This window comes from Desmonostoc muscorum LEGE 12446, assembly GCF_015207005.2.
Taxonomy (GTDB): Bacteria; Cyanobacteriota; Cyanobacteriia; order Cyanobacteriales; family Nostocaceae; genus Nostoc; species Nostoc muscorum.
In genome coordinates this window covers 1,078,748-1,096,186 of the sequence record NZ_JADEXS020000001.1, presented here as the reverse complement: position 1 = coordinate 1,096,186, position 17,439 = coordinate 1,078,748, and the positions used below count along the sequence as shown (strand labels likewise).

The following is a 17,439-nucleotide window of genomic DNA, read 5'->3' as shown; positions in this document are numbered from 1 at the left end:
GCTTCTGTGCTAGCTCCGAAATTCATACTTTGATTCAGCAATACCCAAAAAATCAGTAAAATTATTTCATGCGTCGAGACTCAATCTTTTACAAACTGTTTCAACAATCGCCGACATTACTATTTGAATTATTGACAGAACGCCCAATAAATGCAGACAGTTATCGATTTGATTCAGTCGCTGTCAAAGAACCAAAATTTGAAATTGACGGGGTATTTTTACCACCAGAAAATCAAGGTGCTGGCATTGTTTATTTCTGCGAAGTGCAGTTTCAAAAAGATGAACAGCTTTACGAAAGGGTATTTGCAGAATCATCGTTATATTTTTATCGCAACCGCGCCAGATTTAGTGATTGGCAAGCAGTAATCATTTATCCGTCACGCAGTATCGAACAAAGCGATATTCATCCTCATCGGGGATTCCTTAACAGTAACCAAGTACATCGAGTGTATTTAGATGAATTGGGGGATATTCGCCAATTACCTTTATGGGTAGCATTAATGGTGTTAACTACGGTGGAAGAAGAACTTGCACCACAAGCAGCAAAATATTTGCTTGAGCGTTCCTCTGTTGAACAGCCCGAAACGGCAAATAGCGCCATAATTGAGTTAGTGACAACGATAATGGTGTACAAATTTGAACAATTAAGCCGAAAGGAGGTTGAATTGATGCTAGGAATTACACTCAAGGAAACGAGAGTTTACAGAGAAATCAAGGAAGAGGAAGCGCGATCGCTCATTCTTCGTCAACTAACTCGACGTGTAGGAGAATTACCTCAACAAGTAGGTGAACGTATTGAAACTCTGTGCTTAGAACAATTAGAAAATCTGGGGGAGGCACTACTTGATTTTACTAGTATGGCTGATTTACAGGCTTGGTTAGAAGCACTTGAGACTTAAGATGCAAAGGGAGGAATGCGATCGCTTAAAATATGCTAGGAATAACACTCAAACAAACGCGAGTTTACAGGGAAATCAAGGAAGAGGGACGAGAAGAGGGACGAGAAGCTGAAGCGCGATCGCTCATTCTTCGTCAACTAACTCGGCGTGTAGGAGAATTACCTCAACAAGTACGTGAACGTATTGAAACTCTGTGCTTAGAACAATTAGAAAATCTGGGCGAGGCACTACTTGATTTTACTCGTATGGCTGATTTACAGGCTTGGTTAGAAGCACTTGAGGGTTAAGATGCAAAGGGAGGAATGCCATCGCCTTAAATAAGTCAGATAAAACATTACTTGCAGTTGAAGGCAAGATTACTTCAAATAAATTAGCAAATTCAATCCGGGAATTGTGCGGGAGAGTGTCCACAAAACTATGGTAATGTAAATTAAACCAAGACTCCATTGATACCAAGCAAGTGCAGAGATAATACCTGGTAAGTGTTCGTCTCGCAAGCGAATGTCATTAAATCCTAATTTCACTAGGTTATTGAGGCTAAAATCATAATAATTGAGCCAATTCCAGTGGCGATCGCACAACAAAGGCATATATCTTTCACGAAATGTCTGATTTCTGGGAATCACTGGCAAACGACCAATTAACAATCGTAATTGTCGAAATGTCCCGTCTTCTGTAAAGTAGGAAATGTCCATTAAATCATGATAACGTCCTTGTTGGTAAAGTCGAATTAATAAAGTCAGTGGAACGGGAACAATAATTATTAAAAGACACCCCAATGTCAGCCAAGGTTGTTGTGCATTGCGAAAGATAGCTAATAAGCTCAAGAATTCTAAAATGCTAAAACTGATTAATATGGAAATAGTTTCATAGGACGTGGGAATAATTGCTACCGGACGCAAACGACGATAGCGATCCACTAACCAAAATAGCAAACCGAAGTAAGCGATCGCTACTCCTCCGACGCCAAACACTAACCAAAAATTGGTACCATAACCACTCAACAACAACAGTACACTTAATGCCAACCAACTGCAAGCTTGCAGTAACCATACACCTACAGAAAGGGGTTCGCCAACACTCAAGCGATCGCTTAATTTGGTATATGTTTCTAAATTAATCTCTGCTAAAGTAATTAACTCAGTCGTATTGCGAAATAATTTTACTAAACGACGCTGAACGATGGCTTCGGATTCAGTCGCAGAAAAACCCAACTTCATCAAACTTGGAAGAGTTGCAGTATTAATATTTGTGGCCGTCAACTTGCGGCTTAATTCTATTAATCGTAATCGTTGTTTTGTGTACTCCAAATCATTAGCATCTGCAACTTGTTGTTGTTGACGAAAATTTTGCCCCAAATTCCGCAATATGTTTTGATTTCCTTGGAATGTAGGTACAGAAAACATTTTCCCAATTTCACCAGGATTACCTAAAATTTTTGCTTGGTTAGAATTAAAAGTCAGACCAGATACATTTAAAAAAGCTTCCTTGGCAAACCTAGCATCGCTAAAATCTGCTTGGTTGAGAATACTCGCACCTTGGAGATTTACCGATTGGTTAAACTCGGCTTCTCGAAATATTACAGCTTGTTCAAAAGTCGTTTCTTGGAAGATGAGTAACTGATTAAAATCACCTTTAGTAAACTGTGCTTGATTGGCAAAACGCACATGAGAAAAATCAGCATTATCTTGCCAAAACACGCTATTAAATTTAGCTAACTGCTTAAAAATTGCTTGATTGAAGTTAGCAGTTTTTTTAAAAAGACTACCTTTAAAATCAATATTTTCCTGAAATTGAGTTTGTTTAAAATTAGCTTTATCAAAAAAAATACTGCTATAAAAATTGCTTGGTTGTCGAAAGTTAGCACTACTAAAATTAACAGGACGAGCAAATCTAGTTTCAATCCAGTTAGTAGCTTGGACAAAGGTAGCGTTTTGGGCATCCACAGACTGAAGAAAGAATGTGTTAGAAAACTTCACTTCTCCATTGAAGCGAGTTTGCACCAGTGTCAAAGCACCACGAAAGACAGTAATTTCGCTTGATTGGGTTGACTCTGTTCCCAAAAGCGATCGACAATCTTTAGAGTTGGGTAAAGCGTAGGCGTAGCCCGTCGTAGACATCGCCAGTGATTCTAGACAAACAAAGCGCAAACGTTCTAATTCTTCTTGTTCGCTAGCAGTAAAAATTGGAGCAATGGCTTGAGCATATAAAGGTGTTCTTAAACCCAAATCACTGCCGACAAAATCCCCCAGAATCAAAGCATAACTGAGGTCTAAACCCAAAGGTTTTGCACCCAATTCTTTACGCAGTAATTGGTAAAAACTATCACGAAAACTAGCATTTTCTGGGCGTAAATCAATCACCATTTTCTGCAAATCAACCGTCAAATTACCTTCGCGGAGTGTTGGTGTACGCAGCCGTTCTTGTAATAATTCCAGAGTTAAAGGTGTGCGTTCTGGTTGTTGCGCTGCCCAAGCAGGTAGGGAGAGAAAGAGAAGAATTAATAGAACGCAGACGAACACAAAGGTACGCAGAGAAAAAACTCTGCGTACCTTTGCGCTTAACCTCTGTGTGCCTATGCGTTGAAAAAATAATTTATGCAAATTGCTCGATCATTCATCCCTAATCAGCAAAACAATTTTACCTGTTACAGACCCACTTTCAAGTAATTGGTGAGCTTTAGCGGCTTCTTCTAAAGAAAACTTGTGACTAACATGGATTTTTAACTTACCTTCATCAATCCAGGTGGCAGATTGTTCAAGAATTTCTGCATGATGCTGGAGACTCTCTTCTAATCCTAGCAATGCTGGTGTCAGCATTAATTCTAAGCCGATGCGGAGATTACGTAGCCTAGCAGTTTTCCAAATAGTATTGGCATCTGGTTCGAGAATCGTCACAATATCACCATATACTCGAACTGCGGGGAAAGTTTTGTGAAAGGTTTCGCCGCCTACGGTATCAAAAGCCAACTCTACGCCTTCGCCATTTGTCCAATCTAATACCGCTTGCACAAAATCTGTTTGTTTGTAAAAAATTACATGATCAGCACCTAGTTGTTTGACGAAATTAGCCTTTTCTTCAGAACCCACTGTGGTAGAAACACTAGCACCTTTGAGTTTTGCCAATTGAATTGCTACATGCCCTACACCACCAGCACCCGCATGAATCAAAACTCGTTCGCCAGGTGCCAATCGTCCGCGTTCATATAAAGCTTCCCAAGCTGTGATTAAGACTAAAGGTGCTGCGGCGGCTTCGGCAAAGGAAATAGACGCAGGTTTACGTGCCACAAACCGCTCATCCACAACGGTATATTCAGCGTAATTACCTTGGTGTGCCCCCAAGCCGCCATAGCAAAAATATACCTCATCACCTAGACGAAAACGTTGTACGCCAGCCCCTACAGCTTCCACAATACCAGCACCATCACATCCTAAAATGCTTGGCAGGCGATCGCTGTAAAAAGTGCCTCGGCTACGAAGTTTGGTATCAATGGGATTAACACCAGCCGCCACTAACCGAACTAAAAGTTCAGTGTTTCCCACGGGAACAGCAGGGCTTGGCACGTCCTGTACTTGCAGAACTTCCGGACTGCCAGCTGCTGTCATCAAGACTGCTTTCACGACTCTTTCCTCCTGGCTCTAGATGCACGTTTATTTGCAACTTTACCGCAATCAGGTGGATAGAGAGTTATATTTGACAGTAATATTTTCAGCTTTTTGGCAGATTTATTTAACATACCAAGTACTGAAGATCATAATTTTTCAAGTTTACGCTACTTTAACTAAGGTCGCTTCTCAGAGAACTGAATCTATTTCATCTGCTGTTGAAATCGATTAAAACGAACCGCAAAGTACGCATTCGCGCAGCGTCTCGTCAGAGAAGGACACAAAGAAATAAGAAGTCAAGAAAGTTTGGTGTAACCTGATACTAATTTCTGTAAATTTACACTGGATAATTCTTAATTTATTTCTTCCTTTGCGCTCTTTGCGTCCTTTGCGGTTCGTTTAATAAAGATTAAGTGCATCTTCATAAAACAATTGTGATTACAAAGCAATCGTATAAGCTAAATCTCATTTGTTAAATAGTCAATAGTTGAGGATTTATCAACTATTGACTAGTAAATCTTGGCTAATCTCTTAATGAGATACAGCCACTTTTTCATCTACTACCTGAGCATTTTCAGCAACAATTTTGCGGAATGAATCGCCTTCAATTGTCTCCTGTTCTGCTAGCAAATCTACTAAACGCTCCAAAACTATGCGGTTTTCTTCCAATAGTTCTTTTGCTTTGATGTAGGAATTGTTCACAATTTCGCGGACTTGGGAATCAATTTTGGCGGCAATTTCCTCAGAATAGTCTGATTTATTCATCCAGTCGCGTCCCAAAAATACTTCTCCACTCTGATTTTCTAGGGACAATGGGCCTAGTTCTGACATGCCAAACCGTGTGACCATTTGACGTGCCATTCCTGTTACCTTTTGCAGGTCATCTCCTGCACCTGTGGTGACTTCTGGCTTACCAAACACAATTTCCTCGGCAGCCCGACCGCCCAAAGTGGCAGTGATACGTGCTTTGAGTTGGGAACGAGAAATTAATCCCTGTTCTTCGTTGGGAGTAAACCAAGTTAATCCCAGTGCTTGCCCCCGTGGAATGAGTGTAACTTTTTGCACAGGATCGTGGTCTTTGAGCAATGTGCCCACTAAGGCATGTCCAACTTCATGGTAGGCAATTAAGCGCTTGCTCTTGCTGTCTACCAAGGCGGTACCTTCCATACCTGCAACTACCCTATCCACAGCGGCATCGATTTCTAAGATGGTGACGGCTTCTTTGCGTCTCCTAGCGGTGAGAATGGCAGCTTCGTTGAGTAAGTTGGCTAAGTCTGCGCCGGTAAAACCAGGAGTGCGGCGAGCGATCGCTTCTAATGATACGCTAGGGTCAATCTTCTTATTCCGCGCGTGGACTTGCAAAATTTCCAGCCGCCCTTTCAAATCCGGTGCATCCACCATCACTTGCCTGTCAAAGCGTCCCGGTCTCAGCAGTGCTGCATCTAATACATCTGGGCGGTTAGTGGCAGCAATAATAATGATGCCAGTGTTACCTTCAAAACCATCCATTTCGGTCAACAGTTGGTTGAGGGTTTGTTCTCGCTCATCGTTTCCGCCACCGATACCAGCACCCCTTTGTCTACCTACGGCGTCGATTTCATCGATAAATATTAGACAAGGTGCGTTATCTTTGGCTTTTTTAAACAAATCACGCACGCGGGATGCACCCACACCAACAAACATTTCCACAAATTCCGAACCAGAAATGCTGAAGAATGGTACACCTGCTTCACCTGCGATCGCTTTTGCTAGTAAAGTTTTACCAGTACCAGGAGGGCCAATTAACAGTACTCCTTTGGGAATGCGTGCGCCCACAGCAGTAAATCTTTCTGGCTGTTTCAGGAAGGTAACAACTTCTTGCAATTCTTCTTTGGCTTCTTCAACCCCAGCGACATCATCAAATTTCACACCTGTTTTTGCCTCCATTTGGAAGCGAGCTCTGGATTTACCAAAATTCATCGCTTGACTAGAAGCATTAGTAGAGCGACGCAGGAACAATAGCATTAAAGCTATCAACGGCAAAATCCACATCAGATTAATCAACAGCCCAACAGCAGCCCGACTGTTCGCAGAAGAAATCTCACCAAAATCAACATTCTTATCTTTAAGGATGTTAATTAATTCTGTATTTTGCGCCAAAAGTCTCACCTGTTGCGGTGGTGTATTCTCCTTTTGGCTCTTGAGATAAACCCTTGCTATCTGTTCGGCTTCATCAAGCTCAACTTTTTGGATTTCTCCCGCTTTCGCTTTCTTGATCAACTCGCCATAATTTAAAGAGTTGCTCTCTGGTTTTTGTGCCAAAACAGGAGTACTCCCAAAAATTCCTGGCAACATCATCAAACTAGCTGCTAGCCCACCAATCCAAGCAACGCGCTTTGATGACCCCTGTTTTATCAACGCTTTTTTTTCCAAATTTGTCATAGTAATTACCCTTTGTCTGCTGGCAGAAGTTGAGCTATGGTTTTATGCCTATTCTTCTAGCAAAAATTCCAATAACTGGAAGTTACGGTTTTCTTATCTAGTCTAACTTCCAGACAAGGGACTGGGGATTGGGGATTGGGGATTGGGGACTGGGTATTGGGGACTGGGTATTGGGGACTGGGTATTGGGGACTGGGTATTGGGGACTGGGTATTGGGGACTGGGTATTGGGAAAGTTCTTCTTCTCCAGTCCCCAGTCCCTAGTCCCCAGTCCCTAGTCCCCAGTCCCTAGTCCCCAATACCCAGTCCCCTCGATATCAATTTGACACATTCCGACACAAATCGTTAAAATAAACATAGTCATAACGACTTCATTTTTTTAAAATCTTTGTCAGTGATAGTAGCTAGTTAGTAATTTGTGAGTTAATTATGGTGAGAATTGTTGGCATTGGCGGTAGTTTAAGACCTAATTCTTATACCCAGCTTGCTTTGCAGGTTGCAACGCAAAGAGTAGAAGCCTTGGGTGCAGAGGTAGAAATTCTCGATTTGCGGCAGTTGCAACTACCATTTTGTAATGGTGCGAAGGAGTATCCAGAATACCCAGATGTGAAGCGGTTACAGGATACAGTTAGTAACGCTCATGGGTTAATTTTAGCGACACCTGAATATCATGGTGGCGTGAGTGGTGTCCTGAAAAATGCTCTGGATTTGATGAGCTTTGACCAACTGTCTGATAAAGTGACGGGGCTGATTAGTGTATTGGGGGGTCAGTCTAATAGTAACGCTTTGAATGACTTAAGGTTAATCGTCCGTTGGGTGCATGGTTGGGTGATTCCAGAACAAATTGCGATCGGACAAGCTTGGGGCGCTTTCAATCCTGAAGGTAAGTTATTAGATGAGAAGCTTTCCCAAAGATTTGACCAATTTGCCCAGAGTTTAGTTGATAACACTCGCAAGTTACGGAATGTTGATTAGTTGGAGGTTGGGCAAAAGTTTGCCCAACCGAGATTCAACTGATATCAGTTTGCATGTCATTGTAATTTCAGCTGTGCTTAGTTAGCGATACATCAGGCTTTGAGTCTGGCTTATACTGATTTCTCAACTTTGTAATGCCAACTTCAAGATTATGCGTTTTTTGCGTAAAGCATAAAACTTGAGGTGAATAGTATTATATAACGGTACTTACTATGGATAAACCGGGGACAACAGTAAAAGTCTCCTATATAATTTACTTCTATCAAAAACTGCTCTGGCTTTCGTCTAGAGCAGTTTTATATTGCACGGTAGAAGCCAGATTCTGAATTAGACCCAATGATGAATCATCTGCTTGTTGTTAGCAATGGAAATTGTTGTTGAGCTGAATCAAACATAGGACTTACGCAATAACTCTCTGAAACTCTTATTTCTGGGTGCCCTCTGCGTCCTCTGTGGTACCCTGCGGGAAGCCGCTTTGCGTCTAGGATTTTCCGTTACCTGTGCGTAAGTCCTGAAACAATATAGTTGCTCAATCTCAATATGGGTCTCAGTAACCATTTTTTGATAAAGTGATGCTTTGTCGATCGCTGGAATCTCTATGTCCCAGGTATCGCTTCCCCAATCGCTCCACAAAGACCTACCCCTCACCGCTCTTGCGCCCATGCAGGATGTGACAAACCTCTGGTTTATGAAGGTTATTGCCCACTACGGCAGTCCTGACTACTTTTTCACCGAGTATTTCCGCGTGAATGAAACCTCACGGCTCAATCGTAGCATTTTGGCAGCAATTACCGAAAACGATACAGGTCGTCCCGTTTTTGCTCAAATGATTGGCGAAAGCATTCCAGACTTAGTAAGAACAGCAAAGGAACTCTGCGGCTATAATATCGCTGGAGTTGACTTGAACATGGGCTGTCCAGCACCTAGAATCTATCGCAAAAATGTTGGGGGTGGATTGCTGCTCTCACCAGAAAAAGTGGATCGGATTTTGGGAGAACTGCGGCAGGCAGTCAACGATCGCCCTTTGACCGTGAAGATGCGTGTAGGCTTTGAAAATACTGATACCTTTTACTCCATTCTAGATATAATCAATCGCCACAACATTGATTTGCTCTCTTTGCATGGCCGCACGGTGAAAGATATGTACCACGGGGCAGTGAAATATGATTTGATTGCTGAAGCAGTCAGACGGGTTGATTGTCCAGTACTGGCCAATGGCAATATCCACTCGGCGGCAAGTGCCCTATGGGTGCTTTCTCAAACGGGTGCGGCGGGTGTGATGGTGGGACGCTGGGCGATCGGGAATCCTTGGCTTTTTAATCAAATTCGGCAGGCTTTGCGAAGAGAGGCGATCGCACCCGTTCCTTTGGTAGAGGTACGCAACTATATTGATCGTTTATGGCAAACCCCCACAGCGGCAACTATGCCAGAGCGATCGCGCGTAGGCTACCTCAAAATGTTCCTCAACTACATTGCCCTGAGTGTTGACGCTGAGGGTCATTTCCTGCGGCTGATGCGACACAGCTCTACCGAGGTAGAACTGTTTAACATCTGCGATCGCTTTCTCCTTAGCGATCTGACGAAAAATTTAGCCTTAGCACCCTACTCAGGGGTATAACTCAATACGGTTCAGTTATAGCGATTTTCATTTGAATGAGATACACCGTAGGGGCACAACATGTTGTGCCCCTACGAATTGTCTGTACTCCACGCAATTGCAAACTGCTATAAGCATTTTTTTCTCCTCTCTCTGTTTCCTCTGCGGTTCGTTAAAAAATTGACTTTGATAAAGAGTTTTAGCCTTAACTGAACCGTATTGCCTTATAAAGGGGGGAAACCGGAATCAAAGTCTCCCAATTTATCGGGAGATTTAGAGGGATCTAAAACTTTTGATACCGACAAGAGGATTTTTAAAACATCCTCTAATTCTGAATTCTGCTGTAATTGAGTTAAATTAGATATTTATACTTTGTGGAATTTGGGAAGGTAGCAAGAATTTGTAAGGCATTATTCTTGTACGATTCCTTTGAGTAATTTCTTGCTCAATTGCTTTGAGTTCATTTTGAAAAGTCACCAGGGCTGAACTTATTTGGGGCTTGGATTTAAAATATGAGTTGGAATATTGCCCTAGCTGTGTATAGTAAACCGACCCAAGTAAATATGTGACCTTAAGTTGGGTTTTGGCTTGTTCTATGGAAGGTAGCATACTCATAAAGTCGCTTGGTTGGTCGAGATTTTTCGGTGCTGGTGAATAACTGGCTAGAGGAAAAGCAGGTGTATAGGTCATCAGTTCGCCTTGGGCAAAATTAACCGCAGCGTGTTGGGCGCTAGCAGTAAAAATAATGGTGGAAACAGCGTCAATTAGATAATCTAAAGTTTTAATTGTGCCTGAAGCATCTTCACCAAAATTTTGGAGGCGGCCTCCTTTTTCGGAGATTAATTCCTTTGCCCAATTTTGTAAAGCTTGGTCTGTTAGTAGTTGTTGCCCACTGATATAGTAACTGCTCAAATAGGCGCTTACCCATTGATGAATAGCATTCCAAATCAGCAGTCCGTCATCTCGATAAGGATATTCAGGTAGTTGAGAAACTCGGTCAACACCGCGACTTGTTAAACTGTTGGGAAACATTGCATCGTTGAAATGATGCAAATAATCTTGGGCAGCTTCAACAGTGAGTTGGCGATCGCTCTCTATTGTACCGGCTAAAATTGCATCTACTTGAGAGCGATCGGCAATCAAGAGTTTATGGGCGCCGTAATTGATTAATATAGTTCCTTCAAAGTGAGGTTCCAGTAAAATCCTTAAATGATGGTTTGCTGGTAACCGACGTTTAGTAGCAATTACAAAAGGTTCGATAAATAAGTGAGTGCGACCAAGATGGCTAACTAGCTCATGGTAATTGCTATCCGCCATTTGCACAATACTTTTGGCGATCGCCCAGTTCTCGCCATCAAGAGGTGTGAACACCGGGTGTTCCGCCTGGCATTGAATAGCCACTGGAACTAAAGACCGAGATGGGTTACTAGCTGGTGGTACTACAAATAATGCTAAAGGTGAATAGATATACTTTTGTTGATTAGGAAAACTGCCATTCTCCATATTTTTTAACTTAGAATAATCAGCTTTATAAAGCCGACCTTCTTGTCTTGCAGCTTCCAGAGAATCGTTGGAAATACCGATAATTTGTTGATATTGTTCGTTGCTAATTTGTAAATGTTTCTCCTGCTCTGATACCTGTTGCAGCATCAACGGATTTGGCCCAGCAACCTGCATATAACCAAAGACTAAATCCTCTCTAAACCTAGAGCTAATTTCTGGTAGAGGTATTTTTTTAAATAATTTATTATAATCTTCAAAACTTCGGTTAGTTGTAGATGCTTCGGTAGAAAATTCTCCTTCTCTAGAATATGGCTGACTGTCTTTTAATTCTAATAACTTAGCATCAGAATTAATGATTTTCTTGAAAGCAGAACTCAATAAATCTGTAATGGAGTCTTCTAAACTAAATGACGACAAAAATTCGACATTTCCAGAATCTTGTTGGAATTCATGCAATTCAAATTCCTCATCAATGCTTCTAAGTTCTGCTTCAAAACTTGATATTTCCTCAGGATCAAATGACACAATAATATTAGAGGAGTTTTTACTAACAATTTTTTCCGCAATTTCTTGAGTGATTGATGCCAAATTTAAAGCAATTTTTTCTAAATTTTCGCAACTCTCAGCATCTTTAATTTGTTGCTCGATATCTTCTAAAGCTTGTACTTTGCTGTCGAGGGCTGAGCTATTGATTTGGGCATCAGCATCGAGTCCGTAAAACACATCAGAGTCTAAGGAATTTGCCAAATTACCTAGAGTATCATTTACCAAAATCAGCGTTATCTTTTGGGCTACTGAAAGTACCCATTTTAAATTAGGTAACTCTTGAATTGGGAGTTGTATTTTAATGACTGGCAATGGGAGAGCGCCTGTCATTGCTAGAGGAGGAATATAACTATAGTTGTATTCATATTGCATGTATTGCAATGAAGCTTTACTAAGTTTTACTAATTTATATAAAAGAATTAGAAGGCTTTGCACATCTGTTTTTGAAATACTTAAAGAAGAAGATATTACATGAGAAGTTAGAGACATATTTGCTCCTGTATTTAGTAAAGTTTTCAGTAATAAAATCAAGAATATGTGTCTAGCTTTAGATACATATTCTTGATATTTGGGAATTTACCAAAGATAACACAACTCATTAAAAAAGCAGTAAAAAAAACAATTTTATTCTATTAAAAATTATTAAAACAATTTTAGACATTTTTTCTATTTATTAAGATATTTTTTGATAAGGTAACTCCAATAAATAAATTACTAATACTTGTGTTTTGGGCATCTTAACCGCCTAGTTTATAGGCGGGCGAGACGCTCCGAAGTTCTGATCTAAGGAAGCCTTATCTCAGACTCAATACTGCGTAGGTTTTGAGTCGATCCCCCCAACCCCCCTTTTTAAGGGGGGCTAAAAATGCCTTATTTTCCCCCTTAAAAAGTGCGACTAAGGGGGATCTCCGATGACTATGCACCAAAACCTACGCAGTATTGATCTCAGACTTCTCTCCACCCACAATAAATAATTGAATAATTTTTATTTATAATTCTTGAAAACAATTAATTAAATATATTAGATTAATACTAATTACTTTATAATTTTAGGTTGCTTAAAAATAGCTAATTTCTAAATTAAGCTTCATGAATAGACGCTAGATAAAAATCAACTATTTAATAGTACCAATACGATTGCACAAGTCCTTATCTTCTTCTTGTACTTCGTCGCTATATTTGAGATAGTCTCGCACCCAATCGCAGGCATTATCTAGAAGCGGATCTAAAGCGAGTTTATCTAAATCCCAAATAATCATGCTTGGGTTATTGATAGTAGTAAGTAGGGTTTTACCATCGGGACTGAAGATTACATTGGTTACAAATTCTTCGTGTTTAAGAGTTCGCAATTCCTTGCCATCTAAATCCCAAAATTTAACAGTTTTGTCTTCACTGGCAGAGGCTAGGGTTTTCCCATCTGGGCTGAAAGCAACACTATTGACCCCTCCTTTGTGAGCTTTAAGAGTTCGCAATTCCTTGCCATTTAAATCCCAGAGTTTAACAGTTTTGTCTTGGCTACCAGAGACCACAGTTTTACCATCTAGACTAAAAATAACGCTGTTGACATTTCCTTGATGTCCTTTGAAAGTTTTTAGTTCATTACCATCTAAATCCCAGAGTTTAACATGATTGTCGTTACTGCCAGAGGCGAGGATTTTTCCATCTGGGCTGAAGGCGACACTATTGACCGATTCTTTATGCCCTTTAAGAATTTGCGATTTCTTACTATTTAAATCCCAAAGTTTGATAGTTGTGTCTTGACTAGCAGAAGCTAGAGTTTTACCATCTGGACTAAAGACAAGACTGGTTATAGCTTTTTGATGACCGCTAAAATTTTCTAATTCATCGCCGTTTAAATTCCAGAGTTTGATGGTACCAGTAAAATTACCAGAGGCGACGACTTTCCCGTCAGGACTAAAGATCGCAGTGTTCGCATGTCTAAGGTTTTCAGTCTTAAAAGTTTGTATTTCCTTACCATTTAAATTCCAGAGTTCGATAGTACCTGCAAGATTAGTAGAGGCAAGAGTTTTTCCATCGCTACTGAAGGCAACAGTTTGGAAATTCGCATTTCCTGTTGTAAAAGTTTTGAAGGTTGGCGATCGCTTGTTGTTTAAATCCCAGAGTTTGATGGTGCTGTCATAACTAGCAGAAGCCAGGGTTTTCCCATCTGGGCTAAAGGCAACACTTGCGATATTTTCCTGATGTCCTTTGAAGATTACTAATTGTTCGCCGTCTAAATCCCGGAGTTCGATGTTATTATCCTCAGTAGCAACAGCTAGAGTTTTACCATCGTAACTAAAAAAGACTCCTGTGATGCGGGTGTCGGTAGTATACTCTCTAAAACTCTTGAATTCCTTCCCATTTAAAGCCCAGAGTGTGACAGTTTTATCTGCATGAGCAATAGCCAGAGTTTTACCATTGGGGCTGAAAGCAATACTACTAGCAATTTCCTGATGCCCTTTCAAGGTTTGCAATTCCTTGCCGTTTAAATCCCAGAGTTTGACATCATTATTTTGATAGGAAATAGCCACGGTTTTACTATCGGGGCTAAAAACAATAATGCCTTCATTTCCCTCATCATATTTAATTTTTTTTGTTTCCCCGCTGTTTAAATTCCAGAGTCTGATGGTGTTATCTTCACTAAGAGTCCCCAGAGTTTTACCATCTGGACTGAAAACAACACTCTTAAATTCTGTCTGCTGAGGGGGAAAGCTTTTTAATTTTCGACCATTTAAATCCCAGAGTTTGATGGTGTTATCTTGACTAGCAGTTGCCAGAGTTTTACCATCTGGACTAAAGACAACACTTATGACCTTTTCTTGGTGCTTTAAGGTGTGCAATTCCTTACCGTTTAAATCCCAGAGTTTAACAGTTTTGTCATCACTGGCAGAGGCGAGAATTTTACCGTCTGGATTGAAGACTACGGTATTTACAATATTCTGATGTCCAGTTAAATTATTGCGTTCTCTGACGCGATCGACTACTGTTTGCAATGCTTGTAGAACCAAGGGTTGAGTGAAGTTTTGCTGTTGCAAAATTTTTCCTGCCTTAATCCCTTGGACTAGTGCTTCCAAATCTTGATTGTAATCAGAGAGTGATAAAGAATATCGACCTAGAGCCTCAGTTTTAGTTATTTCAGCTTGGTATTTTTCATAGGAAGCCTTATGTGCCAAAGTTGCAGTTACAATCAAGGCTATAAGCGATCCGCCAGCTGTTGCCCAAGCTATTGTAATTTCTCGACGGCGACGCGCTTCTTTTTCTTTTTGCTGGCGATCGCGCAATTCCCTGCAAGCTTTAACATAGTCAGCCTCTGACTGGTTTAAAAAATTAGTGTGTTTCGCCAACACCTGAGCATCTTCTAATCTTCCTCCCCGATGCACCAAATAATTTTCGTCTTTTTGCTCCTTTTCCCAATCCAAAGCTGCTTGACGGATACTTTCGCGGAGTTGTAAATTGATACGGTTTTCGTCCAACCACTTGAGCAACCGCGGCCAATAGCGAATTAAGGCTTCATGTGCCACCTCCACCTCTTCACGATTTGTAGATTCATCTACACTCGTCACCACCAATCGCGCCCCTTCACCAGCTAACTGTTGCACTAACTGTTTAGTACTTGCCAAATCACCACCGGCAGGTATCAGTTCATCTAGCCAAACTCGCCGTCTAGTGTCCCGGCGTTTTTCTCCTTCCAAGGCGTTTTCATCCAAGCGGGTTAAGCGGATAAAGATATTCTTAACTTGGTCTTGTTCTGGGGATGATAAGGTATTGTAAACATCATCGGCAGTTTGAGCGATCGCCATATTCACACCACCGATCGCTTGATACTCCACACACCGCAACCATCTACCATGTCGCCGCTTCCACATCTCCAACAATGCATGTTGCAGCAGTGGCATTGCTCCTGGTTCACCTTGCACATCATCCAAAATCGAGTTACTCAAACCTGCTTCAAACCGTAACCCCACTTGGGCAGCTTGCATTTCCATCGCTTTCCGCAATTCGGTAGCATCCATCGGCCCGATTAGTTTTTGCCTAGCCTCCATCAAATCTTTCAAATTGCGGTAGCTAGCACACTCACCCCAAAAATCTGCCCGCATGGTGACGATGACTTTTTGATATGGAATCAGGCTTAACAATTTTTCGATGAAAGTCAACCTCACAGTTTCATCAGCACACAGGGTAAACAATTCCTCAAATTGGTCAATTACTAATATTGAAGATTGCCCTTGCATTGGAGAAAGACTAGTTTGCAGTTTTTCTATGGGGTGAGAGCTTGGTGTCATGTATGCTAACTGCAAATCAGGTTGTTTTTCCTGTAGCAGCGGTATTAACCCGGCTAACACCACCGATGACTTACCACTACCAGAAGCCCCTAACACGGCTAAAAAGTTGTGTTCAGTCAGCTTTTCTTGGAGTTGGGTAATGAGTTGTTCTCGCCCAAAGAAAAACTCGCGGTTTTCCACCCGAAAAGGATACAAGCCCCGGAACGGACAACGAGAATCATAATTTGGTAGTTGTTGATCTAACGCCAAAGCATGAAAGTTGATGTCTAGTATTTCCTCACAGAGGTTATTGACTTCCTCTAATACCTGCTCTCGTTCCTCACGGGCTTGTTTGCTCAATGCTGCAACATCAGCGCCTAAGATGTTTTCTAGCTTCTGGGCAGGAATATCGAATTTTAGTTGCAGTGTTGGCGCTCTTTGTGGTAATAATTCCCCCAGACGTTGTAAACCATATTTGATTTCGGCGTTGGTGAGTTCGCGATCGAGTTGGTCACTAAATAAGGGTCGCCCGCCCAAGCGGCTAAACAATGCTGGAACTGTAAGATCGCCGCGCTTTGCTAAAGCGGCTGTTGCTTCATGCAAAGCAGAGTCCACCTCTCCCGAAGCTCTGAGTTGTTTATAAAAGTTTTCTATTAGCGTTTGGGCTGTTTTGATGGTGACTTTATCGGTCATTGCTACCACCGCAGGCATCCCCAAATCCCGCACTAATCTTTGCCCTAAGCCTCCCAACGATCCTTCGGCATCAGGACTGGCGCTCTCGCAAGTACAAAGAAAGGTAAAGTGGGGTAGCCCTTTGGCTCCACGTAATGGGCGTAACCGCTCTAGTAAGTGTGTTGCGGCGATCGCCTCTACTGTATTATCAGCTTTTGACCAGTAGACAACAGTTTCACCATTATCCATTACCCTACCGTGACTAACAAAATGTAGTATTGTATATTGTTTATTGCGATCGCTCAGTTGAGTACACAATTCGTCTATTGTCGGTAAACCAATGGCTCCAGGAATTGTTGCCAGGATATCACAAGGTATTTCCCCTAATGCAGACTTGACACTATTAACACTGGCTTCAACATCGAATTCCGCTAATTTATATTTTTGGGAATCGCTAGGACTAGCAACTAAAACTAACGCCCGCAAGTCTCGCCGCCCAATGGGGGGAAAGCGGCGGTCAGTAATTGCCGGAATGTAGAAAGAAAATGGTACTCGCTGATTTAGTGCTAATAACTCCCATTCACCATCGATGGGGGCACACAGCTTTTCCCAACGTAAGGTTCTTAATTGTGGATCTGATGCTTCAATAAAAAGCAACATTCTCAGTGGTTCGTCACTTTCGCGCATAGCACCAACAAAGGCATCACGGACATCATCTCGAAATAGGGTTTTTCCGAGTAATGTACCGTAATCTTTCGGCTGTCCGAGAAAACTGGTTAACTGCTGAAAATTTTCAGCAGTCAGTTCGAGAGTACCTTCTGAGCGTAATGGCAGGAGTTCACCAAATCGGGTGTGTTCTACAACAATTGGCCAGTTATTTTCTGATTTGCGCTGGATAGTAATCTCAAACGTGTTCATAAGTTATTCTCGAATCCTCCTTGTGAATGCGTGATGATATTG

At 41.5% G+C, this 17,439-nt stretch carries 8 protein-coding genes and 1 pseudogene; 4 read left to right on the top strand and 5 right to left on the bottom strand.

What is annotated here, in order from left to right; translation table 11 throughout:
* The first annotated feature begins 68 nt into the window (after positions 1 to 68).
* Entirely contained in the window at positions 69 to 899 is an 831-nt protein-coding gene (locus tag IQ276_RS04705) for an Rpn family recombination-promoting nuclease/putative transposase (RefSeq protein WP_193919848.1), read from the top strand.
* A 32-nt stretch (positions 900 to 931) separates the two neighbouring features.
* A pseudogene (locus IQ276_RS04700) lies at positions 932 to 1,186 on the top strand (DUF4351 domain-containing protein); the annotation flags it as partial.
* Positions 1,187 to 1,255: 69 nt separating this feature from the next.
* Here IQ276_RS04700 and IQ276_RS04695 read toward each other — a convergent pair.
* From IQ276_RS04695 to ftsH, 3 genes are all read right to left on the bottom strand, one after another.
* Positions 1,256 to 3,502 (bottom strand): pentapeptide repeat-containing protein, encoded by a 2,247-nt coding sequence (locus tag IQ276_RS04695; protein WP_193919844.1) that lies wholly within the window; start codon positions 3,500 to 3,502, stop codon positions 1,256 to 1,258.
* A gap of 9 nt (positions 3,503 to 3,511) precedes the next feature.
* Positions 3,512 to 4,519 carry a zinc-dependent alcohol dehydrogenase family protein gene (locus IQ276_RS04690; protein ID WP_193919842.1) on the bottom strand — a complete coding sequence of 336 codons (1,008 nt, stop codon included), beginning with the start codon at positions 4,517 to 4,519 and terminating at the stop codon, positions 3,512 to 3,514.
* Positions 4,520 to 5,035: 516 nt separating this feature from the next.
* Positions 5,036 to 6,925, bottom strand: coding sequence for an ATP-dependent zinc metalloprotease FtsH (gene ftsH, locus IQ276_RS04685; RefSeq protein ID WP_193919840.1), 1,890 nt, complete (start codon positions 6,923 to 6,925; stop codon positions 5,036 to 5,038).
* Between the two features lie 428 nt (positions 6,926 to 7,353).
* Here ftsH and IQ276_RS04680 point away from each other — a divergent pair, with 428 nt between their 5' ends.
* Both IQ276_RS04680 and IQ276_RS04675 read left to right on the top strand, forming a co-directional pair.
* Positions 7,354 to 7,899, top strand: coding sequence for an NADPH-dependent FMN reductase (locus tag IQ276_RS04680; RefSeq protein ID WP_193916584.1), 546 nt, complete (start codon positions 7,354 to 7,356; stop codon positions 7,897 to 7,899).
* A 598-nt stretch (positions 7,900 to 8,497) separates the two neighbouring features.
* Entirely contained in the window at positions 8,498 to 9,517 is a 1,020-nt protein-coding gene (locus IQ276_RS04675) for a tRNA-dihydrouridine synthase family protein (RefSeq protein ID WP_193916586.1), read from the top strand.
* Positions 9,518 to 9,853: 336 nt separating this feature from the next.
* Here IQ276_RS04675 and IQ276_RS04670 read toward each other — a convergent pair whose 3' ends face one another.
* Both IQ276_RS04670 and IQ276_RS04665 read right to left on the bottom strand, forming a co-directional pair.
* A complete protein-coding gene (locus IQ276_RS04670) occupies positions 9,854 to 12,034 on the bottom strand; it encodes a lipoxygenase family protein (RefSeq protein ID WP_193916588.1) in 2,181 nt (726 codons plus the stop codon).
* Between the two features lie 626 nt (positions 12,035 to 12,660).
* On the bottom strand, positions 12,661 to 17,397 hold the full coding sequence (locus IQ276_RS04665; RefSeq protein ID WP_193916590.1) for an nSTAND1 domain-containing NTPase: 4,737 nt from the start codon (positions 17,395 to 17,397) through the stop codon (positions 12,661 to 12,663).
* Positions 17,398 to 17,439 lie beyond the last annotated feature (42 nt).